A 26,209-nucleotide genomic window follows, 5' to 3' on the forward strand; every position below is an offset into this window, starting at 1 on the left:
GGTGAAATAAGGCACGGACCGGTCGCCCGCTCGGGGCGACCGCCGGCTCCCACCTATCGTGAACACAGGTCGACGAGAACTCGAACCCCCGGGTTCGGCCTCCCACACGCTCCCGACCTCGAGGCGCACTCCGCGTTCCCCAGACGCGAGGTGCGCCTCGACCGACCGGCGCGATCACTCGTCGAGCAGGCCCAGTTCGGCGGCGCGCAGGAGAGCCTGCTCTCTGTTCGATGCCCCGAGCTTGCGGTAGGCGCTGCGCCGTTGGACCTTCACCGTGTTCGGCGAGACGAAGAGGGCCGCGGCGAGCGCATCCGTCGATGACGTCCTCCGAAGCTCGCGCATGACGGCGAGCTCCCTCGACGTGAGCCGGACCGGAGGAGGCAACGCGGGAAAGAGGCTTCCGGGGGATGCCTGTGCGAGGTACGCGTCGAGGAAGTGCTGCTCGACCGGAGCGCAGAGCTCACGGACGTCGCGCAGCACTTCACTGTCGAACAGCGCCAAAGGAGCCGCCGATCCTTCCTCTCGCATCACGGCGACCCCGCGCGCCATCGCGCGCGCGGACGCCTCGTGCATGCCCAGATGTGCCGCCGCCGCTGCGGAGGCCACGGCGGCGAGGCAGAATCGATCCAGATCCGGATCACGTTCCGACAGGGCGACCTCCGCTGCCGAGAACGAGCTCGCGTCTTCATGGTTGAGCAGCGCGGTGAAGGCCTCGATGGCGTTCCGGGCCGGATCGCCCGCTGCCAGCGCGGCCAGGTCACGGCGCGCGGCCGTCTGATCGCCGAGCGCCAGGGAAGCCATCGCCTTGGCCAGCGTCAGCCTGAACGAACCATACTCGGAGACGGCCGAGTTGACGCCCCTGCCGAGTGCGCGGGTGATAGCGCGTGCTGCCTCGGCCGTGCGCCCGTCACGCAGATCGATCTCGCTCCGGACGCCGACGAGATACGGCCAGAGGTCGGTCGTGCCCAGGTGGTGCTCGATCGAGTCCATGCGGCGACGTGCGTCATCGAGGTCCAGCGCCCCCACCGCGACGAGCGCGTGGGCGATCTGCTCCATGATCCCGAACAGATCAGTGCGCCACGCCGGAGGCGGGTCGGCATGCGCGATCTCCGCGAGGACCCGTCGAGCGTCCGAGAGACGGCCCCGCAGGGCGTACACCCCGGCCAGCGTCGCCGCACAGTGATACCAGCCGCCGTCGTCATCGGGCATTCGCAGACCGACGCCGTCCTCGAGGATCACGACAGAGTGCGCGACCCGAATCGTCATGCCGAGTTCCAGAACGTCTATCGCGTCCGAGATACGGCCGAGGTGCAGAAAGCTCAGACCGCAATTGCTGAGCAGAAGCGCCGCGAACCCGTTGCACTCTGCGCGCTGCTCGGCATCCATCGCTCCGAAGGCCTTCACGACGACGTCCGCGGTCTTGCCGGATCGTCGGAACTGTCCGGCGAAACGTTCAGCCAGCGTCTTCGCGCTGAGCATCCAGAACCGCTCGACGGGATCATCGTCCAGTCCGCGTCGACGGAGCGACAGCGCGGCGCCTTGGAAATAGGCGAAGGCACGCAACCGCTGGCCGAGGCGCAGCAGGACCAGTGCCAGCAGCATCCCCAACAGCGGGAATCGTGCGAGGACGAGAGGGTTCTCTCGCCGCAGCAGCGACTCGACCTCGCGCGGATTCGATCGGGAGAGGATGAACCACGACTTGCGGCCGAGACGCGAAGCGAGGACGTAGTCCTTCGCCCTCATCGCATTCGTCAATGCCTCGAGATGCCGACCATGCTCGGATGCCCAGAGCGCGACGGTTCTCCTGATCGGTGCCACGTCGTCGGCCGTCCGCTGATCGACTCTGCGCAGAAGCGCTTCGCGCAGGAGCGGGGTGTAGACGAAGGCGTGACCTTCGTCGCCCGGCTCCCACATGCCGAGGCCCCACAGCTCGGCACGGTCGAGATGGTCGCGCCCGCCGTCGACCCATCCCAGTCTCCCGGCGATCTCGAAGGTCACGCCGCCGGGCACGGACGTGCGGAGAAGGAACTCCTGAAAATCAGCCGGTGCATCCGCGCTGATGAGGCTCGACATGAGCGCGTCGGCGAGCGCCTCGACTTCGACTGCGGCGATCTCGACGGGAACGCGATGCGTCGCGAGCGCGAGGCCCAGTGCTCGAGCGGCGAGCGGCAGCGCGCTCTCCTCTCCGAGCGCGTCAGGGGATATCGCCTGCCCCGATATCCGCTGCACCACATCGCGGGCTTCCTCAGGTGTGAAGAAGAGATGTGCGGGGCCGATGACGCAGACGTCCGCTGAGGCGAGCAGCTGCAGCGTTCGTGAGACGGTCGAGCGACGCGTGGCCAGGACGACCCGCAACAGCGGCGCGGCCTCGAGAAGGTCGAGAATCAGGCTCAGGAACGATCTCTCGTCGACTCGCTCCGCGTTGTCGACCAGGATCGCGCACGGTCGGTGGAGATCGCCGAGGAGCCGTCCGAGCTCGCCAGCCGGATCCCGGATGCTGTCGAACCCGCGCAGCACCGCGCGCGCATCCTCCCGGTCGTCGATCAGATCCTGGATGACGATCTGCGCGAGTATCTCGCGAAGCATGAGGCGCTCGTTCGTGATGCTCTCGTCGAAGCCGAACCTCACCGATGAGGCCTCGCCGGACTCCTGCACTGTCGCCCACTGGCCGAGCAGCACCGACTTCCCTCCGCCCGCGGGGGCGGTGACCACAGTCAGCGCATGCCCCCGATCGAGGATCTCGGTCAGCCGAGGGCGGTCGAGCATGTGCAGGGGAACACGTGCACCACGCGCGCGCCCGCCGGACCCATGCCTCATCGACCGCCTCCTCCGAGCGCGCGGAACCACCCGCGCTCCGATCGTAGAACCGGGGAGGCGCCGGGACTGCGGTACGAGAGGTACGTATACCGAGATACCAGTGGCGTGGTGAGTGCCGGCCTACTCGGCGGCGCGCTGCATCGCCTCGTCCGCCTCCGAGACGATGTTCCGCATGGCGGCTGCCGCGGCATCCGCGTCGCCGCTCGCCACCGCGAACGCCACATCCCGATGCCATTGCACCGCGCTCTGGTTCGCCACGTGCGGCATCAGGTCGTGCGCTGTCCGCCCCCTCAGCACAGCTTCGACCGTGCCTCCGAGAGCGGCGAGCATCCCGTTGCCTGAGGACTCCAACAGCAGCCGGTGGAAGCGGATGTCGGCGGTGAGATATCGCTCACGATCCGCTTCGTGATCCTCCTGCCCCATCGCCACGACCAGCGAGACGAGATCGACCTTCTGCTCGGAGGTCGCCGATCCCGCCGCCAACTGCGCAGCCAGGGGTTCGATCACCGAGCGGAGCTGACTCAGCTCGCGGAGCTGCTCGTCACGCCCAGGACCCGCCAGCCTCCAGGCGATGACCTCAGGGGCGTAGACGTTCCAATCCGCGCGAGGTCGCACCTCGACGCCCGATTTGCGACGCACCCAGACCAGGCCGAACGACTCGAGGACGCGCACGGCCTCGCGTGCGGCGGAGCGTGAGACGCCGCGCGCCTGCGCGACGTCGACCGTGAGCATCCTCGAGCCGGGAGCGTGCACTCCGTCGACGATCGCGCGACCGAGTTCAGCGACGAGAGAGTCGTGCACAGGGCTTGCGGCGCGGGAGACGGTCATATGACGAGTATGGCCGCATCGAGGTCGTCACGTGGTTCATCTCACACTCATGTTTCGATTATGTTGCGCATGACGTGGTATGCGTGCTTATTATGTACGGCATAAGGTCGTAAACAACGCCCGGATCAAGGAAGCTCATGGCACTCTTCACCCCCGCCGCTGACGCGCTCATGACAGCCGCCACCGACACCGCAGGCGCCGCTCAGCCGGCTGGCCAGCTCATCACCGCCGCCGTGATCGGCATCGCGATCATCATCGTGCTGATCACCTGGGTGAAGCTGCACCCGTTCCTGTCGCTCACCATCGGCGCACTCGCCACCGGCGCGATCGCCGGCATGGACATCGCCGCCTCCGTCACCAGCTTCTCGACCGGGTTCGGCACGACCATGGGCGGCGTCGGCATCCTGATCGCCCTCGGTGCGATCTACGGCAAGCTCCTCGCCGACTCAGGCGGCGCCGATCGCATCGTCGACACTCTCGTCAGTCGGGCGAGCGCCCGCTCCCTCCCCTGGGTCATGGGCCTCATCGGCGCCGTCATCGGTCTGCCGATGTTCTTCGAGGTCGGCCTCGTGCTCCTCGTACCGGTGATTATCCTCGTCGCCCGTCGCTCCGGCGCTCCGCTGATGCGCATCGCGATCCCCACGCTCGCGGGTCTCTCGGCGATGCACGGACTCGTCCCGCCGCACCCTGGCCCGCTCGCCGCCATCGACGCGCTCGGCGCCAACCTCGGCCTCACGCTCGCCTTCGGTGTCATCGTCGCGATCCCCGCGGTGATCATCTCCGGCCCCCTGTTCGCGCGCTTCGCCGAGCGGTGGGTCGACGTCCCCGTCCCTGAGCTCTTCGTGACCGAAGAGGACGAGGGCGTCGAGCAGCGTCGCCGCCCGTCGTTCGGCGCCACGCTGTTCAGCATCCTGCTCCCCGTCTTCCTCATGCTCGCCAAGGCCGTCGCCGACATCTCTGCCGCGGGCTCCGACGCCCCGTGGAAGCTCGCGCTCGACTTCCTCGGAACACCGGTCATCGCGCTGCTCATCGCCGTGCTCGCCGGATTCTTCATCCTCGGTCGCGGCGCAGGCTTCGACCGCACCAAGATCAACGACATCGTCGGTTCGTCGCTCGGCCCGATCGCCGGCATCCTCCTGATCGTCGGCGCCGGTGGCGGTTTCAAGCAGGTGCTGGTCGACACCGGTATCGGCGAGGTCATCGCACAGTTCGTGTCGGGATCCTCGGTGTCGGTGCTGATTCTCGCCTGGCTCGTCGCCGTCGTCATCCGCATCGCCACCGGTTCCGCGACCGTGGCGACCATCACCGCCGCGGGCATCCTGCAGCCGCTCACCGAGACGCTCGACTCTCCGATGGTCGCGTTGCTCGTGTTGGCGATCGGATCCGGCTCGGTCTTCCTCTCGCACGTCAACGACGCGGGGTTCTGGCTCATCAAGGAGTACTTCGGCCTCAGCATCCCGCAGACTCTGAAGTCATGGACTGTTCTCGAATGCCTCATCTCGGTCACCGGCCTCGCCGGCGTGCTCGTCCTGAGCATCTTCGTCTGAGCGCGCCATGATGTCCGTCAACGCTCCCGTCCTCGTCTTCATGGGCGTCGCCAGCACCGGCAAGTCCACCGTCGCCGCGATGCTCGCCGGTCGCCTCGGCTGGGCCTTCGAAGAGGGCGACGACCTGCACCCCGAGGCGAACGTCGCCAAGATGGCGGCGGGGCACCCGCTCGACGACGACGACCGGTGGCCGTGGCTCGACCTCATCGCCGAGTGGATCGACGAACGCATCGAGGCGGGCGAGCCCGGCATCGTCACCTGCTCTGCGCTGAAGCGCAGCTACCGCGACGTGCTGCGCCGAGATGCGGTCACGTTCGTGCACTTCGCGGGCGAGCGCCAACTCATCCTCGACCGGATGTTGCGACGTGAAGGGCACTTCATGCCGACGACGCTGCTCGACTCGCAGTTCGCGACGCTGGAAGCGCTGGAGGACGACGAGAGGTCGATCGAGATCGACATCGCTCTGACGCCCGCCGAACAGGCGGCGCAGATCGCTTCACGGCTGCGGTTGCACCCGGACTACTGACCCGCGCGCATCTCGCCCCCACGGCTATGCGAAGGCCCCGGAACACTCCGCGTGTTCCGGGGCTTTCTGCATTCAGACGAGCAGTCCGAGACTCCGGATCCCGGACACCACCAGGTCGTGGTCATCCGCCGACGGAAGGCCGGATACCGTGGCGACCGCGACGACACCCACACCGTCGACGCGGATGGGCACTGCGCCTCCCGCAACCGCGTACACGACGGGGTCGAGCCATCCGGGCTCATACATGTCGCGCCCGCCGTTCTCGATTCGTGCCTCGAGCAGAGCGGTGCTCGTCTCGAACCGCAGGGCGGTCGCCGCCTTCTTCGCGGCCCACACGTCGTTGTCGCCGGTCGCGCCAGGCAAGGACGCATGGAACAGGATGCCCGACGACGTGCGCACATCCACCGCGACCGGGAACCCCTCGCTTAACGCCCTCTCCGCGATGAAGCGCCCGAGCTGCCAGGCATCCGTGCGATCGAACCGGCGCAGTACGAGCTCGACGTGCTCCGCCTCCAGCTTCGCGAGCCTCGCGTGATCACTCATCGGCATGCCTCTCTCGCGTCGACTCTCGCGTCGACGACTCGCCTCAGACTGTAGCCCGCCTACTCGCGGAGCGCCCGCCGAACCCGGAGAACCCCGAGGACGAGCAGCAGGACCGCTGTCAGAATGGCGCTCAGAATCGCGCTGTTCGCCGCGAACATCCACCAGTCGTATGAGGTCTCGATGGGATCGTGCCACGCCCGCTGATACTCGAACTCGATCGTCGCGGGGTATCCCGCGGGCTCGTAGCGCGAGAGATCCTGCGTCACCCACCCGAACGGCCACCCGAACACCGCGTGCTGAAGCTGAGCGTGCGCGGCCACCCTCACGCTGTCCGCCACGACGAAGAACACCGCGGCAGCCGCACCGAGAGGCAGCAGGCAAACGAAGTACTGCAGGGCTCCCCTCGCCCATCTGCGCAGCGCTCGCCGCTCGTCGTCGTCCACAGCGCTCCCCCGGATGATCTGTCGTCGCATCCATGATGCCCGCTCAACCGGAAGACGACGAAAGCCCCGGATGCCTGAGCCTGTCCGGAGCTTTTCGATCGTGGGGTGTTCTCGGTTCTGCGGAAGCCCTTTAGGCTACAGGGGTCATACGCACCATGTACGCGGGCGAATCCTCCGACGCGAGAACGCTATTCCTCCCGACCATCGCGCGCCTCGGAAAAATTGTCTTTTGATCTGGCCTTTCCATTCGTCCAGGACCACCGCTTTCCGTGGTTGGGCGGGCGCGGGGCGCGATTGGGCAGCAAGCCACACCTCGGCCACGCTGGAACGTCGCGCCCGATCGGCCGCCCACCAGATTGCAACGAGGGTGAGGAAGACAAGGGTCAGGAGCGCGAACGGCATCGCTTCGGCGAGACCAAAGCTGAGGTCAAGCGACTCGACCGCGAGTTCGCGCGCTTCGAGCGCCAGCTCGCTCTGCCCACGCTCATCGGCGAGATCGGCAAGTTCCACGGCGGAGCTCCGCTGCATCGCAACGCTCTGGGCTTGCAGCCCCAGCGCAGTTGCATACGCACCAACGAGGCCGACTCCTGCCGCAATCAGGAGCGCCGCGATTGTCGCTGCTGAAGTACCGGAGTGCTGCGCCTGACGCCTAGTGAGCTCTGCGATGGCACCAAGTTTCTCTGACTCAGAGGCTCTACGGAAGGCAACGGTCGTGGACCGTTCAAGATCGGAGGTCACGACTTCCATCACCTCGGATGCCTCCGCCCCGAACATGCGACGCGTTTCGCGCCAGCGAGTTTACGTGGACACCCTCAGACCCATCGCCAGCTGCACGGTCGGGACAAGCGGCGGCACGTGCACCATCTCATCCGGCAAAACCGTCACCCGAATTGTGGGGGCAACGTTCGGGGTCGACGTCTGTTTCGTGAAGGCACAGCTGTCCATCAGCCGCGCCGATTCCGAAGTGACGTCCGTGAGTCGCACGTCCCCTGTGCTGTCAGCCGGTCAGACCTGGGCCGCGTGGGGCATGGGAAACAAGTTCGAATACAAATTTATGCGGTGGTACGCAACGCCCATCGGCGAAACCATCCCCAAGATCAGCACCGAAGAGCGCGCGTTCGATCCCGACGGCACCCAGATCTACTGCGGCCTGCTCTAGTCCGCCCCGGGCGCGAGTGAGACATTGCCGCTCGCGCCCCTCTGATGCACCATGCTGAGACACATGACCCAGGAGACGGCCGCGGACAAGACCCCTACACCTGACCCCAAGGCCCAGTCTGGGCGGCCATCGTGGATGACGGACGAGTCGAACGCCACCGTCGCGCCCCGGTTCGGTCGAGCCGACTTCCTCCTCCGCGCCTGGGAGATCATCGACGAAGCACGGACCGAGGAAGACTCCTCGGTCTTCGGCCTCGTTGGCCCCTGGGGATCCGGCAAGACCTCCATGCTCGACTGGTTGCGAGCCAAGGCTGACACAGAACCCGCCCGGGCGGGCGTCTCTCCGTGGACCGTCCTGACGTTCAACCCGTGGGACTACCCGGATGCCAGCACTCTGCAACTTGGATTCTTTGCCTCGCTTAACACGAGTTTCGGTTCCTCCAAGGTCACGAACGTGCGCGACTTCATCAGCGATCTCGGCGTCGCCGTCGCTCCGCTCACTGCTGTCGCCTCCGCATGGGGGATCTTTGATGCCAGCAAAGTCGTGGAGGGTGCCGCGAAGCTCCTCGGCAGCAATCGCAGCGCCGACGCTGCGCGTCGCAAACTCGTGAAAATACTCCAGGAAGCAAAGACGCCCGTCCTCATCGTCATCGACGACCTCGACCGAATCTCCGCCGATGAGCTCCTCCTCACTCTGAAGCTCGTCCGCCAGTTGGGCCGGCTCCCCTACGTTCACTACCTCCTGTCATACGACGAGTCCACAATCCTCGATGTCCTCACCCGCACCAACCTCATCGGCGACGGCCACATCGCTCGTGCGCGGGACTATATGGAGAAGGTCGTACAGATCCGGTTCGACGTGCCTCAGCTTCGCCCGAGCGACGTCTTCGAACTCACGAACGAAGCCCTGCGGGACTTGGAGGAGGACACCGGTCACGTCATCGACGATCTCGCCCGCCCACGGTTCCAGGAAGCATATGAGCGCTTCATCTCCAAGCGACTAGTCACCCCTCGAGCTCTCCGGCGCTACTTCGCTCAGGCACGCATCCTCAGTCCCCGCTTCGTAGGCGAAGTCGACCTTGTCGACTTCCTCATCGTCACGTGGATTCGGACCTTCGAGCCAGGGGTGTACGCGCTGCTGCAGACTCGGCGGGATCATCTCATCGGTAGCGTGCCGGGGAACGCCGACCCGCAAGACACTCGAAGCCCCGAAACGATCCGAAACGACTGGGCGAAAGCATTCGTAGACGCCGGTACAAGACCGTCCGAAACCCCGAGCGTGGTCTTTGCCGTCGCATCGTTGTTCCCCCGCTTCGCCCACGCAACCGGCATGCCAAGCGGCGGCAGCTCTCACCTTGGCCCGCACATCGCGTCGGAGGACTACTTCGACCGCTACTTCACTGCTGGAGTGCCCGACGGCGACCTCCGCGACTCCGTTGTTCGTCAGGCGATTCAAGACCTTGAGAGCGGCGTCGGGGCCACGTCTGATGCCGCTGAGCGTTGCCTCAAGAGCCTCCAGGAGAACCCGGGTCGCACTGCACCGAAGGTCGCCATGGCGGCCGGAGACGCGAAGATCACGGCACCTGACACCTTCGCGTGGCTGGCAGACATCGTCATCCAAGACTTCGACCGGGTCCACACTCTGGATTGGACTCTTCAAATTCAGCGCGAGATCGCCCGGCGACTGCGAGAGCTCCCGCGAGACAGCATCGAAACCGTCCTTCGCAGGATGTCTGGTGGACGCCGGGGCGCTGTTGTCGCAACCAGCGCGTGGTGGGCCACGGAATCAGGAGCCGACGGCACCCTACCTCTCGAACTCACCCTCGGAGCGAAACAGGCAGTCACTGAGGCGCTTCGCGACTTGCTGGCCATAGAAGGTGCGACGGTCGTGAACATGCGTTGGCGCATTCGGGAGGCTCTGAACGGATGGGACGAGATCCACCCGAAGGGGTTCGCGGCCTGGATCGACGAGGAGAAGAAACTTCGCGGCGAACTGGAGACCTTGTCCTGGTTTGTACGGCTATCGGCGTCATTCGAGCATGGCGTGGAGCACACACGCATCGAGGGATTTCAGACCGAAAAGGCGCGCAAGTTCTTCGACCTTGAGGACATCGCAAACAAGTACGCCGACGAACTGCCAGACAGCTACATGCGCATGACTGACACACCTGAGAACCGGCGTACCGCGGCGCTCGGCGCGGTTGCGGAAGCCACGTCGACGAACTAACTCCGCTAGTTATGACTGCATCGCTCGCCTGCCGACAGCAGTTTGAGTGGCGGTGTCCGGGACGCTCCGTTCCTACACTCAGGACAGGGACGCTGACACAGTGCAGCATCCTGCGCACTGATATGCGAGCGAGGCCTGATTCGCGTTCGTATCCTCAATGAGTGGCGACGGCTCGTCGGTTGCGTCGTACACCTGCTCGTACGTCACAGACGCTGCCAGCACAGCTCGCGAGCCGTCGTCCTTCCCCTCGCTACACAGGAGCATCGTGGACCCCAACACACTCGATTAGCCTGACCTCCCAGAGATCAGCCTGCGTGACGCCGCCGGTCGGCTGTCATCTATCGCGGAGCAATCCCAGGCACGCGCGACCTACCTCACCCGTCGCGGTCGCCCTGTCGCTGCTTTGGTCAGCCCACAGGTTCTCGCGCGACAGGTCGCAGACGCCGAGGAACTTGCCGACATGCGTGCCGCGGACACTGCGACGGAGGACGCCCTCTGGACCACTCTCGTCAGCTGGGAGGACGCGAGAGCGACCCTCGGCCTGCCCGCATGAAGCCCGTCAAGCTGGCCCCGACGCCGGCCGCGGCGCTCACACGGTCCCCCGCCGACATCGTCAGTGGACTCGACGACCTTGCTGCCGGCCGTCAGCCGATCCCAGCCGAGAAGGTACCTGGACGCCCGATCCATCGCGCCTACGTGAATGGCCATCGGATCCTCTACCGGGAGACCAAGCGAGAGATCACAGTCCTCTGCGTGAGACCGACTGTGAGACGGCGGTGGGAAGCAGTGTTGTAGTGACGGTCCGGCGTATGTGCGCTGGTGCATGACCGCGTGACCTGCACTCCGCGAATCATGGGTTGAATGACACGACGCACTTGGCCCCTCGCTCTTGCACTCGCCGGGCTCCTCGCAGTCGGATCCATCAGCGGGTGTGCAGCACCGGAAGCCGACCAGCGAGCCGTGGGCCCCACGCTCAGTGGCGTCGCCGAAAGCTCCGACGCAGTGAACTTCGACGACGGCTATATCGCCTTTGGATCCGGGGAGCACACGGCCGATCTGTAGATCGACCCCCTATGCCCGTACACAGCAGCCGTAACACCAGCAGTATTGTATTGATCCCCGAAAGCACGAAACGCCCGCAGCGAGGAGTTCTGAGGCATCTTGGGTGTCTCGGTCATGGGTCGTCTATGCGCGGTCGCGATGACCTCATCGTTCAGCCCTACGAAACAAGCCGGATCTTTGCGCGGCGACGCGGTGGATGCCACGCTGAACGCGGCGAACGCGGAAGGGCCTCGTGGCGGTCGCTGGGGCTGGCGCCACCTTCAGCGTCCGACTGGTCGCCCTCGCGTTCTCCCCCGCCGAGGGCAACCAGCAGGGTCCATCAGATGGCGGCTTCAATGCCTGCGACATGCGCCAGGATGAGGCCATGTCGGAGGACGATGACGCACGGTTTCAACAGGCCGGATACGCGATGCGGCGGCTCGTATCGCAGTGCACTGCTCACGTGCGCACGGCCGGGGCGAAGCTTCCCGAGCGCATGACCAAGGCGCCGCCTGCAACCGACTACGCGACCGACTACGCCGCCGCCCTCTCCGGAACCCACGACATCGCGTACGGGCATCGTCTGAAGCAGGTCGAGTCGTCGTGCAACGCGCTTCTCTCACACCTGGAAGGCCTTCGCGGGCTCGTTCACCTCGAGACGCTTCATACGCTGCCTGCTATCACCATCGCTCGGTCCATCGCCGAGCTTTCTGCGTCGAGCTGCTGGCTACTTCGATCCGGGTTGAGCGCCGACGAACGCGCGGCACGTGCCTATGCGGCGCTGTTCCGGTCATTCGACTCCAACAGGGCCTCCTTTGACGATTCCAGTCGGCAGTTTCGGAGCCGGCTGATTGCGCAGCTCGAGGAGTCGCACGTTCGAGTCACGATGGCTCTCGACAAGAAGAATCGGCCGACCGATGAGGTGGCTCAGGTGTTCGTGGGCCGCTCACACGCCAAGACTCGGTTCAATTACTCGCAGAGAATCACGGAAGAGATTCCGTCGATGGGCACCTTGTACAGCGGCCTGTCCGGCGTTGCCCACGGAGAGCATCTTCACGTGTCCACGTCGTGGGCAACTCCCGACACCTACGTGCGGCTCATCGGGATTGTGGCCTACCGATCCATCGAAGCGTGGTCCCGGAGCCTCCATGCGTGGGTGGGCGTGACAGCCGCACCTTTCCTCAATCCGAACGACGTCGAGGACCTCATCCAATCGATCCCCGCGGACCTCATCGCGGAGTTTGATGCGGAGGCGGCCAGCGCTCCATAGCTCCTCGTCCGCGCAGCCGCACAACGTTCCTCCCCACCAGGCGCTCAGAGCTGTACGCTGTCCACTCTGGCGACACGAGCTCGCGCGATGTCCCGTCATGGTGGAATGTCTTCGTGACAGTCAAGAACTCTGAGCGCGAGCGAGTTGGACGGCTCGCTGTCTCCTTCGTCGAGCAACAGGTCATCGGGTCGCTGAAGTGGCTGTTTCGCGCTCAGGAAGTGAGCGACCACGGGATTGACGCGCACATCGAAACGATGGATGCCGACGACAAGCCCACTGGCAAACTCGTCGCCGCTCAGATCAAGGGCGGAGACTCCGCGTTCAAGTCTCCGACTTCCGGTGGATGGCATTTCCCTGTGAAGCCTCGTCACGCCAAGTACTGGTTGGCGAGCTCCCTTCCCGTCGTCCTCATCCTCGTGGACGTGAGAACAGGGTCGTGCTACTGGCAGATCGTCAACAAAACGACGCTGACCAGCACCGGCAAGGGCTTCAAAGTACTGGTGCCTGAGGCACACGACCTTCGCGAGGCTGGACATGCCTGGGAGTCATTCACAATCGAGTACTCCAAGGTTGTCGAGCAGCAGTTCGAGTATCACGGGGCCCGGCTGTCACCCGAGGTGCGAAAGCATCTGCAGGCGCTTCGAGAGCAGCACTATTACGCGGCTGGCGCCCTCGCGTCGGATCTCGTCGCTGGCAGGGAGGACCCGACCGCCGCGATTCGTGAGCTTCTGCGATCCCGTTCCGAGTGGCTCGACGCGCACGGACGAAACGCTTGGCTCGCGGTTCTCACTTTCTGTCTTGAGCATGAGAACCATGACGCCGCCTCGACCGTGCTCCAGCGCCTCGCCGACGTCGACCCCGATTCACGGGGCGCGTATCTCGCGAACGCCGCCATACAGGTCATGGATTCCGACCCGGACCTGGCACACCGACTGAGTCATCAGGCCCGCGAGATCAGCCCCGATGACACCGCGGTTCACGTGGCGAATGCTCTGCTCGGGTACGACGTCGAGCACGCAGAGCAACGACTCACGGGTCGCAGCGACGTGCTGTCGCATAGCTACTTCGCGACCAAGGCGCTACACAACGGTGACGACACCGAAGCGATTCGCCGCCTCGAGCTCGTCGTCGGTGAGCGACCTGAGTCTGTCAACGGCTACGTTCGTCTCGCTCAAGCGCTCCTCAGACGATCCCACACCCCACACGCAGAGACGTCCGACCAAACCCTCGCAGAAAGTCACCTGCGAACAGCTCTGAGCTTGCACCGTTCGTGGAGCGACCACACCGCCGACACCCTTGAGGTGCTGCTCGTCGCCCTCGCCTCCCAGAGCAAGTACGCGGACCTCATCAAGGAAGCGTCGCTTCCGCCGATGGGGACGGCGACACCACCCGAGGCAACAGACCCAACGATTCGATATCTCGCACGTCAAGCCGCGCTGCGAGTCGGCCGCCCAGATATCGTGCCCGCCGACGACCAAGACCGTCCCCGCGAGTCGCGTGAAGACCAGATCGCTGCATACCGTCATCAGGTCACTCAGGGGCGAGAATCGGGAGACAACCAGCGCGTCTTCGAGGCGGTCCTGCAACTCGCGGTTCTCGGGGTCGATGCAGTCGCTGACGTCCAGGAAGTCCCAACGATCTCCGACGAGCAGCGCAACCTACTCTCCGCAGTCGCGCAGGCTGGCGACCGTGATGACAAGTCACTCCCGGCACTGCGGGGCCTTGCTCGTACGCACATGCTGGCCGCCGAAATCGTTCTCGATATTCTCCGCCGGCGGGACACCAGCACTGCCGCGATTGCTGCCGCTGACCAGTACTTTGGGATCTACAAGTCGGCATCGTTCCTCATGACGAAGGCGTGGATCCATCTCAACTTCAACGAGCGCGAGGACGCGATAGCGGTCCTCACCAGCGCCCTCATTGAAGGTCGACTCGCAGGGGAAGACAAGCGATCCGCGCACCTTCTTCTCGGCGAATACCACGCTGAAGAGTCGCGCTGGAAGCAAGCTATCGAGCACTTTCGTGCGGCCGTCGACGAGAATCCATTCACCACTGAACGGCCGGTATGGTCGCTTGCCCAGTGCTACACCGCGACCGGGGAGACGACGCTCGCGCGCAGGCTCCTCGACACGCACCAACACGTGCCCGACAACGAGAACGACATGGAGCTCTGGGCACTGATCCATTCCCAGACCGGGTGGGACGAGGTAACAGCTACGCAGGCGATTACCTTCGCTGAGGCCGAGGAGCGCACACCGGCGCTCGCCTTCCGACTCGCCGGCAACGTCTTCGGTGCCACGAGCTCACCTCGTGCCCAATCCGAGGAAGACGAATCCGATCCAGAGATGGATGAGCTTCTGAGCCCTACAGATGACCTCAGGCCGCTCGTTTCCGGCGATCTACATTCCAGGGCGCTACGTCTGATGACGTCGCTGCAAGAGAATTACGGGGAGATGTTCGGGCGAACGATCTCCGGCACGACCGAGGAGGCAGTTGAGCAAATCGTGTCAGTTCTCGCCGAGAGCCGCGATCCCGAACGCGACCGCATTGCACGAGAGGTCGTCACCGGCAACGCGCCCCAGGGATTGCTCTGCGAACTGAAATCTGATCCCTACGGGCTGATACTCGCGTCGCGCTACGAAAACCTTCGCATAGCCTCATACGCGGACGGCGAACGTCACGCGCTGGAAACTGCGGCCGCGCAGCGGAGCATCGGCGGGGACATCATCATTGATCTCTCGGCCATCGACCTCGCCCTCGAGCTCGGCGTGTGGGACAGCATCTACGCCGATTTCAATGTCATCACCATCCCGTCACGGATCAAGCGAGACGCAATCGCCTCCGCCGCCCAAGCACGTCGGGAGACGGCGCCGGGCGGCTCAATACACATGGACGCGGACGGCAAGATGTGGGGCGTTAGCTCGGATGTTGCGCGCGCGAGAGCCATCTTCGAACGATGCGAAGAAATGGTGCAGGTTGTCGACACCCTGCAGACCTCTCGATCCTCACCCTCTCACCTGCCGGAAGAGATCCAGAGCTTCGGGGACAGCGCCTGGACAACCGCCCTAGCGCTCTCGATTGAAACGGGCCGCCCATTGTGGGCTGACGACCTCGCACTCCGCCAGGTTGCGGCGGAGGCGGGCGTAGAGACGTTCGGGACCGTGAACATCCTGGAGGCACGCAACCTTGCACAACTCGAGAACGCGTCCTCGCCCGAACAAGTCAATGAGGCGATAGCCACGCAAGCCCAGCTCATCGCAACCCTGGTCGAGCATCGAGTCGCAGACCAACCAGTTAGCGTCGAGGAAGTCATCGCGAGCATCCGACGCCACCCGAACGTGCTCGCGCCTGCAGCGGACATTCTCCGGCGCGGCCCCTGGTGGCAGGACGCGGGCAGCATCGAGCCATGGGAGCAGATCATCGAGGAGGTGCGCGCGCACTCACCTTCGATGGTCAGGGAATGGCAAGCACGCGCAATCATCGGCATCTGTGAAGCGATGCCCGGAGAAACAGCCGTCCCTGTCGTGACAACACTCGTCGCTCTCGGCACCGCAGCGTCGCCTTCGGTTGACGATGCCATCGAAGGGATTCAACTCGCCGATGCAATCGCCCGAAGTCGAAAACTCCCTCTCCGCCCTTCCACAGCGCTCCCCGTCGTCGCGAAACACCTCGAACTCTGCGAAGAGGGCGGCACCACAGAACAGTTCGTTCACGCAATCATCGAGCGTCTAAAGGAGGACCGCTCCGACGCCGAGGACCAGCCACCCACGGCAACGGAAAGCGAGGACGACGCACCCGTCGAGCCCTCGGATCGCGACTAGATGTACTGACCTCGACCGTTGTTGATTCGGTCGATGGGGGTTGTGCCGTCGATGCCGAGGTGGGCTCTGTCTAGGTTGTAGTAGTTGAGCCAGGTGGGCAAGGCTATCGCGCGGTCAGTGTTCGAGGCATAGACACGGGCGTAGGCCCATTCGGCGGCTAGGGTGCGGTTCAGGCGCTCGACTTTCCCGTTCGTCCAGGGGCAGTGCGGCTTGATGAACTTCTGCGTGATGCCGTGGGCGTCGAGGACCGCGCGGAACGCTGCCGAGTTCCGGTAAGCGAAGGCATTGTCGCTGAACGCAAAAACGACTGAACCCCCGGAAACCGGGGGTTCGACCGTTCACGATGTCCTGAGACATCACAATCGTGGCGAGTGAGGGATTCGAACCCCCGAATGCGATGCAGTCTGATTTACAGTCAGATCCCTTTGGCCGCTTGGGTAACTCGCCAGAGCGCACCCGTCCAACTTCGACAGCCAACCGGGGGCACGATAGATAATCATACCTGCGAACGGCAGGCGCGAGAAATCGAGACCTCAGCTGCCGAAGACGCCGCGGTCGGCGTCCGCCAGAGACTCGGGAGTGCGGAGCAGACCACCCTCGGCGCGACACGTCGCCGCCGCCACATCCATCGCCCGATCGAGCAGTTCCTGCCATCCCTCAGCATCGGCGGGTGTCCCGTCGGCGAGTCCTGCAGCCACCGCCGCGAGCGTCGCATCGCCGGCACCGACCGTGTCGATCACGCGGCCCGGCAACGCCGAGATGGGAGCGGTGACCACTCCGGCATCCGACTCGAGTGCGGCTCCGGCAGCACCTGCTGTCGCGAGCACCGCACGCACCCCGAGCCCGCGCAGACGCGCGCGAAGGGCGTCGAGGTCGCCGTCGTAGAGAAGTGCGGCGTCATCCGCGCCGACCTTGACGATCGCAGCTCCTGCGACCGCACGCTCGAAGCCCCGCACGAACTCCTCGCGGTCGCTCAGCATGCCGGACCGCGGGTTGGGGTCGATGGCGAGACGCGCCTCGCCCACCGCGGCGAGGAGAGCATCGACTTCGGCGGGCACATCGAAGGGGAAGCAGCTGACGGCCACGAGACCGGCATCGGCCATGGCCTGCACGGCCTCATCGGAATAGCGGATGCTGCGCCGCTGCGCCGCTTCATTGAAGACGTACACCGGCTCGCCGTCGGGCCCGCGTTCGACGATCGCGCGCGACGAGCCGAGCGGAGCCTCGCTCGCGATCAGTCTGACGTCGTGATCCGAGAGGTATTCGCGGATGTGCGCACCCGCCTCATCATCGCCGACCATCGCGATCAGCGTCGTCGGCACTCCGAGTCGGCGCAGGCCGACGGCCACGTTCAGCGCGGCGCCGCCGACGAGCTCGCGCACGCCGGCGCCGTCACGGATCTCGTCGATCAGCGCGTCTCCGACGACGACGGCACCGGACGCACGGGAGGATTCAACGCTCATTCCGCCGACACTACCGCGCGAACGGCATCTGCGGCGGCGCGGTCTGCCTCCCGCTCCCCCGATCCCTCCGGCGCTACGGTGAGCGCATGAACGCGCGACTCGCCGCCGGCGCTGCGGCTCTTCTGCTCATCGCCGTGCTCACAGGCTGCGATCCTGCCGGTTCCGGCAGCGCCGAGCAGAGCGCATCGCCTGAGCCGTCATCGAGCTCGACCCCGGACGACACCGCGAGCCCCTCGCCCACAGCATCTCCCACTCCCACGACCGCACCGATCGCTCTGCCGACCGACTGCCGGGCGATCCTCTCGGAGGAGGTGCTCGCGCAGCTCGACGGGGTTCCGCTGAACGACGCGGCGTTCGGCCCCTCGGGCGTCGCGGACGACGGCACTCTCACCTGCATCTGGGCCGACCCGCGCGCCGACACCACATCGCTCGTCACCACGATCTCGCTCATGAACCGCGGGCCCGCTCTCGACATGCTCAATGCCCTCGTCACGAACGAGGGGTTCACCTGCTTCGCCCCCGATGGCGGCACGCGCTGCGAGAAAACCTGGCAGAACACGCAGTACCCCGTGACGGACGGGCGCACCCTGTTCTGGCGAGACGACGTGCTGATCGACTCGCGCTACTCGAACCTCGCTCCATCGGGCTACACGTCGAGCATCATCGCGCACCTGTTCGACTGACCCGAATCAGACGCCGCCCACCCGGTCGCCACTCGGTATAGCCAACCCGGACATCTCCAACCGGTCACCTCTCCCCTCCTCGGGCACAACTTCGGATGCCGGAGTCGACACCCCGGGCCGTCGATTCCCTGCCCCGGGGCGTCGGCTCTTAGATCCGAAGCTGTGCCCGGCACAGGATCGGAGGGGTCGGGGCTCCGGCAACGTCGCGCCCCGGCATCCACCCGCCCTCCGGGCACGAAGAAGGCCCCGGGCGAATCGCCCGGGGCCTTCTCACTCACTCACTCAGTGCGTCAGTTGTACGTACCCGGCGTGATGTCGTCCGTCGAGAACGCGTCGAAGTCGACGTAACCGAAGTCGCCGTCAGCGTACGCACCGTCGGATGCGAAGATCCGGTTCGGGTAGCGCTCGCTCTTGGCTTCTTCCGTCGCCTCGACCGTGACGTCGCGGTACTTCGAGAGACCGGTTCCGGCGGGGATGAGCTTTCCGATGATGACGTTCTCCTTGAGACCGACCAGCGGGTCGCGCTTGCCCTGCATCGCAGCCTCGGTGAGCACGCGGGTCGTCTCCTGGAAGGAGGCGGCCGACAGCCACGACTCCGTCGCGAGCGACGCCTTCGTGATACCCATCAGCTCCGAACGGCCGGACGCGGGGCGCTTGCCCTCTGCCACAGCCTCGCGGTTGATCGCCTGGTAGCGCTTGAGGTCGACCATCTCACCCGGGAGCAGAGTCGTGTCGGCGTGATCGACGACGGTGACCTTGCGGAGCATCTGACGGACGATGACCTCGATGTGCTTGTCGTGGATCGGCACACCCTGCGAGCGGTACACGCCCTGGACGCCACCGACGAGGTAACGCTGCACCTCGCGGGCACCCATGACACGCATGACCTCCTTGGGGTCGAGCGTGCCGACCAGGAGCGGCTGACCGACGCTGACGTGCTGACCGTCCTCGACCAGAAGCGTCGCACGCTTCAGGACCGGGTAGATCACTTCCTCGTCACCGTTGTCGGGCGTCAGGATGAGCCTCTTGGCCTTGTCCGTCTCGTCGATCGTGATGCGGCCATCGGCCTCGGCGATCGGCGATGCCGCCTTCGGGGTACGAGCCTCGAAGAGCTCCTGCACACGGGGAAGACCCTGCGTGATGTCATCTGCAGACGCGGAACCACCGGTGTGGAAGGTACGCATCGTCAGCTGGGTACCGGGCTCACCGATCGACTGGGCCGCGATGATGCCGACGGCCTCTCCGATGTCGACGGTCTTGCCCGTCGCGAGCGAACGGCCGTAGCACTGCGCGCAGACACCGACGGCGGAGTCACACGTGAGAACCGAGCGCACCTTGATGCTCTCGACGCCCAGCGCGACCAGCTTGTCGATGAGCACGTCGCCCACGTCGTCGCCGGCAGAGGCGAGGACCTCGCCCTTGCTGTCGACCACGTCGGAGGCCAGGGTACGAGCGAACACCGAGTTCTCGACGTTCGCGTCGCGCACCAGCTCACCCTGCGAGTTCGGAGCGGCGATCGGGAGCTCGAGGCCCTTCGACGTGCCGCAGTCCTCTTCGCGGATGATGACGTCCTGCGAGACATCCACCAGACGACGGGTCAGATAACCCGAGTCGGCGGTACGCAGAGCGGTGTCGGCCAGACCCTTACGGGTACCGTGCGTCGCGATGAAGTACTCCGCAACCGACAGACCCTCGCGGTACGAGGAGATGATCGGACGCGGGATGATCTCACCCTTGGGGTTGTTCACCAGACCACGCATACCGGCGATGTTCCGGATCTGCAGCCAGTTACCACGGGCGCCCGAGGACACCATGCGGTTGATGGTGTTGTCCTCCGGGAAGTTCGCCTTCATCGCGGCCTGGACCTCGTCGGTCGCCTCGGTCCAGATCTTGATGAGCTCCTGACGACGCTCGACGTCGGTCGTGAGGCCCTTCTCGTACTGGGACTGGACCTTCGCGGCCTGCTTCTCGTAGCCCGCGACGATCTCAGCCTTGTTCGGCGGCGTGAGGATGTCGCTCAGGGCGACGGTCACACCCGAGCGCGTGGCCCAGTAGAACCCGGCGTCCTTGATGCGGTCGAGCGACGCAGCCGTCTCGACCTTGGGGTACTCCTCGGCCAGCTTGTTGACGATCTGCGACAGCTTGTTCTTGTCAGCCTGCTCGCGGACGAACGGGTATCCCTTCGGAAGCGTGTCGTTGAAGATCGCCTGTCCGAGCGATGCGTCGACGAGACCGTGACGCTCGTAGCCCTCGGGCGCTTCGCCCTCGAGGAACGTCAGACCCGGGATGCGGATGCGGACCTTGGCCTGCAGGTCGAGGGTGCCCTCGTCCTTGGCCAGGATGGCCTCGCCCACCGAACCGAATGCACGGCCCTCACCGGCTGCGCCCGCCTTGACCGTGGTCAGGTGGTGCAGACCGATGATCATGTCCTGCGAAGGCAGGGTGACCGGGCGTCCGTCGGACGGCTTCAGGATGTTGTTCGACGCGAGCATCAGCACGCGGGCCTCAGCCTGAGCCTCGACCGAGAGCGGCAGGTGGACAGCCATCTGGTCACCGTCGAAGTCGGCGTTGAACGCCGCGCAGACGAGCGGGTGCAGCTGGATGGCCTTGCCCTCGACGAGCTGAGGCTCGAACGCCTGGATGCCCAGACGGTGCAGGGTGGGTGCACGGTTGAGCAGCACCGGACGCTCGCGGATGATCTCCTCGAGCACGTCCCAGACCTCGGGACGGGTGCGCTCGACGGCACGCTTGGCGGCCTTGATGTTCTGCGAGTGACCGAGGTCGATCAGGCGCTTGATGACGAACGGCTTGAAGAGCTCCAGAGCCATCTGCTTGGGCAGACCGCACTGGTGCAGCTTCAGCTGCGGTCCGACGATGATGACCGAACGGCCCGAGTAGTCGACGCGCTTTCCGAGCAGGTTCTGGCGGAAACGACCCTGCTTACCCTTCAGCATGTCGCTGAGGGACTTCAGGGCGCGGTTGCCGGTACCGGTGACGGGGCGACCACGGCGACCGTTGTCGAACAGTGCGTCGACGGCCTCCTGCAGCATCCGCTTCTCGTTGTTGACGATGATCTCGGGGGCGCCGAGGTCGATCAGACGACGAAGACGGTTGTTGCGGTTGATCACACGACGGTAGAGGTCGTTGAGGTCGGAGGTCGCGAAGCGGCCACCGTCGAGCTGCACCATCGGGCGCAGCTCCGGCGGGATCACCGGAACGACGTCGAGAACCATGGCGGCCGGGCTCATGCCGGTCTCCAGGAACGAGTTGACGACCTTCAGGCGCTTGATCGCACGGATCTTGCGCTGGCCCTTGCCCTCGGAGATCTGCAGGTGCAGGCTCTCCGCCTCGGCGGCCAGGTCGAACGCCGCGAGGCGACGCTGGATCGACTCGGCGCCCATGTAGGCCTCGAAGTACTGACCGAAGCGGTCCTGCAGCTCGTGGAAGACGTCGTCCTCGGGGCGGAGGGCCCCGACCTCGAGGGTGCGGAAGTCTTCCCACACGCGCTCGAGCTTGGCGATCGCCTCGTCGGCACCCTTGCGGATGAGCGACATCTCCTTCTCGCCGGCGTCCTTGACCTTCTTCTTCGCGTCGGCCTTGGCGCCCTCTGCCTCGAGGGAAGCGAGCTCCTCCTCCAGGCGAGCCAGGCGCTCGGCGATCTTCGCGTCGCGGCGGTCTCCGAGCGTCTTCAGCTCGAGGCGGATGTTGTTCTCCTGCGTGCCGAGGTCGCGGTGACGAGCATCCTCATCGACCGAGATGACCATGTAGGCAGCGAAGTAGATGACCTTCTCGAGGTCCTTCGGCGCCATGTCGAGCAGGTAGCCGAGACGCGAGGGAACACCCTTGAAGTACCAGATGTGGGTGACGGGAGCGGCGAGCTCGATGTGACCCATGCGCTCACGACGGACCGAGGACTTGGTGACCTCGACGCCGCAGCGCTCGCAGACGATGCCCTTGAAACGGACACGCTTGTACTTGCCGCAGGCGCACTCCCAGTCGCGGGACGGGCCGAAGATCTGCTCTCCGAAGAGACCGTCCTTCTCCGGCTTCAGGGTGCGGTAGTTGATGGTTTCAGGCTTCTTGACCTCGCCGTAGGACCAGGCGCGGATGTGATCCGCAGTGGCCAGGCCGATGCGAAGCTCATCGAAAGTGTTTGACTCGAGCACAAATTCTCCTGTGTAGGAATTCTTCTGAAGAAATCGGGGAGGTGGGCCGCCGACCGGGCGTGACGCTCAGTCGGCGGCCTGGACCTTAGATCTCGTCGATCGAGGCGGCCTCGAAGCGGCTGGAGATGTTGATGCCGAGCTCCTCCGCTGCGCGGAAGGCCTCGTCGTCCGTGTCACGCAGGTTGACCAGCGTGCCGTCGGCCGAGAGGACCTCGACGTTCAGGCAGAGCGACTGCATCTCCTTCATGAGCACCTTGAAGGACTCGGGGATGCCGGGCTCCTGGATGTTCTCGCCCTTGACGATGGCCTCGTACACCTTGACGCGGCCGAGGATGTCATCGGACTTGATCGTGAGGAGCTCCTGGAGCGCGTAAGCGGCACCGTAGGCCTCGAGGGCCCACACCTCCATCTCACCGAATCGCTGTCCACCGAACTGCGCCTTACCACCGAGCGGCTGCTGGGTGATCATCGAGTACGGACCCGTCGAACGCGCGTGGATCTTGTCGTCGACCAGGTGGTGCAGCTTCAGGATGTACATGTAGCCCACCGAGATCGGCGCCGGGAACGGCTCGCCGGAGCGGCCGTCGAACATCTGGGCCTTTCCTGTGGAGTCGATCAGGCGGATGCCGTCGCGGGTCGGGATGGTCGCGTCGAGGAGACCTGCGATCTCCTCCTCGCTCGCACCGTCGAACACCGGGGTGGCGACCTTGGTGCCGGGGGCGGCCTCGAAGGCGTCCTTCGGGAGCTTGGTAGCCCACTCGGGGTTTCCCTCGACCTTCCAGCCCTGCTTCGCGATCCACCCGAGGTGGGTCTCGAGCACCTGGCCGAAGTTCATTCGACCGGGGATACCCAGCGGGTTCAGCACGATGTCGACCGGCGTTCCGTCCGCGAGGAACGGCATGTCCTCGATCGGGAGGATCTTCGCGATGACACCCTTGTTGCCGTGACGACCGGCGAGCTTGTCACCCTCGGTGATCTTGCGCTTCTGGGCGATGTAGACCACGACGCGGCGGTTGACACCGGAGCCGAGCTCGTCGTCACCGTCTTCGGCGTTGAACTCCTTGACGGCGATGATCGTGCCCTGCTCACCGTGGGGCACCTTCAGGGAGGTGTCACGGACCTCGCGGCTCTTCTCGTTGAAGATCGCGCGGAGCAGACGCTCCTCGGCCGACAGCTCGGTCTCGCCCTTCGGCGTGACCTTGCCGACGAGGATGTCGCCGGGGCGGACCTCGGCACCGATGCGGATGATGCCGCGCTCGTCGAGATCCTTCAGCAGCTCGGGGCTGACGTTGGGGAGATCACGGGTGATCTCCTCCTTGCCCAGCTTCGTGTCGCGGGCGTCGACCTCGTACTCCTCGATGTGGATCGAGGAGAGGGTGTCGTCCTTCACCAGGTCCTGGCTCAGGATGATCGCGTCCTCGAAGTTGTAGCCTTCCCACGTCATGAACGCGACGAGGAGGTTCTTTCCGAGTGCCAGCTCGCCGTTCTCGGTGGCGGGGCCATCGGCGATGACCTCTCCGACCTCGACGCGGTCGCCCTCGTTGACGACGACCTTCTGGTTGTACGACGTGCCCTGGTTCGAGCGGTCGAACTTGCGCAGGTGGTAGTCCTGCGTTCCACCCTCGTCGAGCATGACGGTGACGCGGTCTGCGGAGACCTCGGAGACGACACCCGGCTTCTCGGCCGTGAGCACGTCGCCGGCGTCGATGGCCGTGTAGCCCTCCATACCGGTTCCGACGAGCGGCGAGTCGCTGCGGAGCAGCGGCACAGCCTGACGCTGCATGTTGGCACCCATGAGGGCGCGCTGTGCGTCGTCGTGCTCGAGGAACGGCACGAGCGAGGTCGCGACCGACACCATCTGGCGCGGCGAGACGTCGATGTAGCCGATGTCCTCCGGGAGGAACATGTCGACCTCGCCGCTGCCGCCCTTGGGGCGGGCCAGGACGTGGCTCTCGATGAAGCGACCGTTCTTGTCGAGCGGGGCGTTGGCCTGCGCGATGTTGAAGTCGACCTCTTCGGAAGCCGTCAGGTAGTCGATGTCCTCGGTGACGACGCCGCCCGTGACCTTGCGGTACGGGGTCTCGATGAAACCGAACGAGTTGATGCGCGCGAAGGTCGCGAGAGCACCGATCAGACCGATGTTCGGGCCTTCAGGGGTCTCGATGGGGCACATGCGGCCGTAGTGCGACGGGTGGACGTCACGGACCTCGACACCGGCGCGGTCACGGCTCAGACCACCGGGGCCGAGAGCCGAGAGGCGACGCTTGTTGGTCAGACCCGCGAGCGGGTTGTTCTGGTCCATGAACTGCGACAGCTGCGACGTTCCGAAGAACTCCTTGATCGCGGCGACGACGGGGCGCACGTTGATCAGGGTCTGCGGCGTGATCGCCTCGATGTCCTGCGTGGTCATGCGCTCGCGGACGACGCGCTCCATGCGGGAGAGACCGGTGCGGACCTGGTTCTGGATCAGCTCGCCGACCGCGCGGATGCGACGGTTGCCGAAGTTGTCGATGTCATCGGTCGCGATGCGGATCTCGGCCTTCTTGCCCGAGCGGATGCCGGGGAAGGTCTCTTCGGTGCCTGCGTGCAGACGCACGAGGTACTTGATCGTCGCGACGATGTCCTGAACCGTGAGGACCGAGTCGGTGAGCGGAGCGTCGAGGCCCAGCTTGTGGTTGATCTTGTAACGACCCACCTTCGCCAGGTCGTAGCGCTTCGGGTTGAAGTAGAAGTTGTCCAGCAGCGCACGGGCGGCCTCGGCGGCGACCTGCTCGCCCGGACGCAGCTTGCGGTAGATGTCGCGGAGCGCATCTTCCTTCGTGACGATGGTGTCCTTCGCGAGCGTCTCCTCGATCGAGGTGTAGCCGGCGAACTCCGTGAGGATCTCCTCGCTGGTCATGCCCAGCGCCTTGAGGAACACGGTGACCGACTGCTTGCGCTTGCGGTCGACGCGCACGCCGACCTGGTCGCGCTTGTCGATCTCGAACTCGAGCCATGCACCACGGCTCGGGATGACGCGGGCCGACACGATGTCCTTGTCGGACGTCTTGTCGGGGGTCTTGTCGAAGTAGACACCAGGGGAACGCACGAGCTGCGAGACGACGACGCGCTCGGAGCCGTTGATGATGAACGTTCCCTTGTCGGTCTGCAGCGGGAAGTCGCCCATGAAGACCGTCTGGGTCTTGATCTCACCCGTGAGGTGGTTCATGAACTCGGCCTCGACGTACAGCGGAGCGGCGTAGGTCTTGCCACGCTCCTTGCACTCCTCGATGGAGTACTTCTCCGGCTCGAGGTACGGGTTCGTGAACGACAGCTGCATCGTCTCGCCGAGGTCCTCGATCGGAGAGATCTCCTCGAAGATCTCGCCGAGACCGCTGTTCTCGTTCACGTCGGTGCGGCCGGCCTTCTTGGCCTCTGCGACACGAGCCTTCCAGGCGTCGTTGCCGACGAGCCATCCGAAGGATTCGGTCTGCAGAGCGAGAAGGTCAGGGACCGTCAGCGTGTCGGAGATCTTGGCGAACGAAAGACGGGAAGCTCCGCGTCCGTTCTTGGTGGTGGTGGATGTGGATGCGTTGCGAGCAGCAGCCAAGGGAATAACCTCCGTGAGCCCCGCAGGGCTTCTCGATTCCTTTGTCGTCAGGTGGAGTGTGCGCCCGAATGCTCAACGAGCTGCCGA

The 26,209-nt window shown here is 65.2% G+C and carries 16 protein-coding genes and 1 tRNA gene; 8 read left to right on the forward strand and 9 right to left on the reverse strand.

What is annotated here, in order from left to right; genetic code table 11:
* Positions 1–174: 174 nt before the first annotated feature.
* Positions 175–2,817 carry a LuxR C-terminal-related transcriptional regulator gene (locus ACQ4LY_RS00975; RefSeq protein ID WP_431074139.1) on the reverse strand — a complete coding sequence of 881 codons (2,643 nt, stop codon included), beginning with the start codon at positions 2,815–2,817 and terminating at the stop codon, positions 175–177.
* A 120-nt stretch (positions 2,818–2,937) separates the two neighbouring features.
* Positions 2,938–3,645, reverse strand: a complete 708-nt coding sequence (locus ACQ4LY_RS00980) for a FadR/GntR family transcriptional regulator (RefSeq protein ID WP_431074140.1) — start codon at positions 3,643–3,645, stop codon at positions 2,938–2,940.
* 137 nt (positions 3,646–3,782) lie between these two features.
* Between ACQ4LY_RS00980 and ACQ4LY_RS00985 the strand changes: the two genes are divergently transcribed.
* On the forward strand, positions 3,783–5,192 hold the full coding sequence (locus ACQ4LY_RS00985) for a GntP family permease (protein ID WP_431074141.1): 1,410 nt from the start codon (positions 3,783–3,785) through the stop codon (positions 5,190–5,192).
* A gap of 7 nt (positions 5,193–5,199) precedes the next feature.
* On the forward strand, positions 5,200–5,718 hold the full coding sequence (locus tag ACQ4LY_RS00990; protein ID WP_431074142.1) for a gluconokinase: 519 nt from the start codon (positions 5,200–5,202) through the stop codon (positions 5,716–5,718).
* Between the two features lie 72 nt (positions 5,719–5,790).
* Here ACQ4LY_RS00990 and ACQ4LY_RS00995 read toward each other — a convergent pair whose 3' ends face one another.
* Together ACQ4LY_RS00995 and ACQ4LY_RS01000 are read right to left on the reverse strand one after the other, a co-directional pair.
* Positions 5,791–6,261, reverse strand: coding sequence for a heme-binding protein (locus tag ACQ4LY_RS00995; RefSeq protein WP_431074144.1), 471 nt, complete (start codon positions 6,259–6,261; stop codon positions 5,791–5,793).
* Positions 6,262–6,320: 59 nt separating this feature from the next.
* Positions 6,321–6,734 (reverse strand): hypothetical protein, encoded by a 414-nt coding sequence (locus tag ACQ4LY_RS01000; protein ID WP_431074145.1) that lies wholly within the window; start codon positions 6,732–6,734, stop codon positions 6,321–6,323.
* Between the two features lie 264 nt (positions 6,735–6,998).
* Here ACQ4LY_RS01000 and ACQ4LY_RS01005 point away from each other — a divergent pair, with 264 nt between their 5' ends.
* The 5 genes from ACQ4LY_RS01005 to ACQ4LY_RS01025 all read left to right on the forward strand — a co-directional run bounded on the left by ACQ4LY_RS01005 (position 6,999) and on the right by ACQ4LY_RS01025 (position 16,221).
* Positions 6,999–7,328 carry a hypothetical protein gene (locus ACQ4LY_RS01005; RefSeq protein ID WP_431074146.1) on the forward strand — a complete coding sequence of 110 codons (330 nt, stop codon included), beginning with the start codon at positions 6,999–7,001 and terminating at the stop codon, positions 7,326–7,328.
* 178 nt (positions 7,329–7,506) lie between these two features.
* Positions 7,507–7,863 (forward strand): hypothetical protein, encoded by a 357-nt coding sequence (locus tag ACQ4LY_RS01010; RefSeq protein WP_431074147.1) that lies wholly within the window; start codon positions 7,507–7,509, stop codon positions 7,861–7,863.
* 63 nt (positions 7,864–7,926) lie between these two features.
* On the forward strand, positions 7,927–10,089 hold the full coding sequence (locus ACQ4LY_RS01015; RefSeq protein ID WP_431074148.1) for a KAP family P-loop NTPase fold protein: 2,163 nt from the start codon (positions 7,927–7,929) through the stop codon (positions 10,087–10,089).
* A 1,294-nt stretch (positions 10,090–11,383) separates the two neighbouring features.
* Positions 11,384–12,400 carry a hypothetical protein gene (locus ACQ4LY_RS01020; RefSeq protein ID WP_431074149.1) on the forward strand — a complete coding sequence of 339 codons (1,017 nt, stop codon included), beginning with the start codon at positions 11,384–11,386 and terminating at the stop codon, positions 12,398–12,400.
* A gap of 113 nt (positions 12,401–12,513) precedes the next feature.
* Positions 12,514–16,221 carry a DUF4365 domain-containing protein gene (locus ACQ4LY_RS01025; protein WP_431074150.1) on the forward strand — a complete coding sequence of 1,236 codons (3,708 nt, stop codon included), beginning with the start codon at positions 12,514–12,516 and terminating at the stop codon, positions 16,219–16,221.
* On the opposite strand, the gene ACQ4LY_RS01030 is transcribed toward ACQ4LY_RS01025, so the two are convergent.
* The 3 genes from ACQ4LY_RS01030 to ACQ4LY_RS01040 all read right to left on the reverse strand — a co-directional run bounded on the left by ACQ4LY_RS01030 (position 16,218) and on the right by ACQ4LY_RS01040 (position 17,684).
* On the reverse strand, positions 16,218–16,451 hold the full coding sequence (locus ACQ4LY_RS01030) for an integrase core domain-containing protein (protein ID WP_431075732.1): 234 nt from the start codon (positions 16,449–16,451) through the stop codon (positions 16,218–16,220). The genes ACQ4LY_RS01025 and ACQ4LY_RS01030 overlap by 4 nt on opposite strands.
* Before the next feature lie 135 nt (positions 16,452–16,586).
* Positions 16,587–16,668 (reverse strand) — tRNA-Tyr (locus ACQ4LY_RS01035).
* Between the two features lie 86 nt (positions 16,669–16,754).
* Complete coding sequence (locus tag ACQ4LY_RS01040) at positions 16,755–17,684, reverse strand: PfkB family carbohydrate kinase (protein ID WP_431074151.1); 930 nt, start codon at positions 17,682–17,684, stop codon at positions 16,755–16,757.
* Positions 17,685–17,770: 86 nt separating this feature from the next.
* Between ACQ4LY_RS01040 and ACQ4LY_RS01045 the strand changes: the two genes are divergently transcribed.
* Positions 17,771–18,367 carry a hypothetical protein gene (locus ACQ4LY_RS01045; protein WP_431074152.1) on the forward strand — a complete coding sequence of 199 codons (597 nt, stop codon included), beginning with the start codon at positions 17,771–17,773 and terminating at the stop codon, positions 18,365–18,367.
* 290 nt (positions 18,368–18,657) lie between these two features.
* On the opposite strand, the gene rpoC is transcribed toward ACQ4LY_RS01045, so the two are convergent.
* Positions 18,658–22,533 carry a DNA-directed RNA polymerase subunit beta' gene (rpoC, locus tag ACQ4LY_RS01050; protein WP_056309349.1) on the reverse strand — a complete coding sequence of 1,292 codons (3,876 nt, stop codon included), beginning with the start codon at positions 22,531–22,533 and terminating at the stop codon, positions 18,658–18,660.
* Between the two features lie 85 nt (positions 22,534–22,618).
* Positions 22,619–26,122, reverse strand: coding sequence for a DNA-directed RNA polymerase subunit beta (locus ACQ4LY_RS01055; RefSeq protein WP_431074153.1), 3,504 nt, complete (start codon positions 26,120–26,122; stop codon positions 22,619–22,621).
* Positions 26,123–26,209 lie beyond the last annotated feature (87 nt).

It is taken from the genome of Microbacterium phyllosphaerae (genome assembly GCF_050628115.1).
Taxonomy (GTDB): domain Bacteria; phylum Actinomycetota; class Actinomycetes; order Actinomycetales; family Microbacteriaceae; genus Microbacterium; species Microbacterium phyllosphaerae_A.

Coding starts and splice junctions, on each gene's coding strand:
- ACQ4LY_RS00975 (WP_431074139.1), bottom strand. CDS start 2,817: ATGAGGCATGGGTCCGGCGGGCGCGCGCGTGGTGCACGTGTTCCCCTG.
- ACQ4LY_RS00980 (WP_431074140.1), bottom strand. CDS start 3,645: ATGACCGTCTCCCGCGCCGCAAGCCCTGTGCACGACTCTCTCGTCGCT.
- ACQ4LY_RS00985 (WP_431074141.1), top strand. CDS start 3,783: ATGGCACTCTTCACCCCCGCCGCTGACGCGCTCATGACAGCCGCCACC.
- ACQ4LY_RS00990 (WP_431074142.1), top strand. CDS start 5,200: ATGATGTCCGTCAACGCTCCCGTCCTCGTCTTCATGGGCGTCGCCAGC.
- ACQ4LY_RS00995 (WP_431074144.1), bottom strand. CDS start 6,261: ATGAGTGATCACGCGAGGCTCGCGAAGCTGGAGGCGGAGCACGTCGAG.
- ACQ4LY_RS01000 (WP_431074145.1), bottom strand. CDS start 6,734: ATGCGACGACAGATCATCCGGGGGAGCGCTGTGGACGACGACGAGCGG.
- ACQ4LY_RS01015 (WP_431074148.1), top strand. CDS start 7,927: ATGACCCAGGAGACGGCCGCGGACAAGACCCCTACACCTGACCCCAAG.
- ACQ4LY_RS01040 (WP_431074151.1), bottom strand. CDS start 17,684: ATGAGCGTTGAATCCTCCCGTGCGTCCGGTGCCGTCGTCGTCGGAGAC.
- ACQ4LY_RS01045 (WP_431074152.1), top strand. CDS start 17,771: ATGAACGCGCGACTCGCCGCCGGCGCTGCGGCTCTTCTGCTCATCGCC.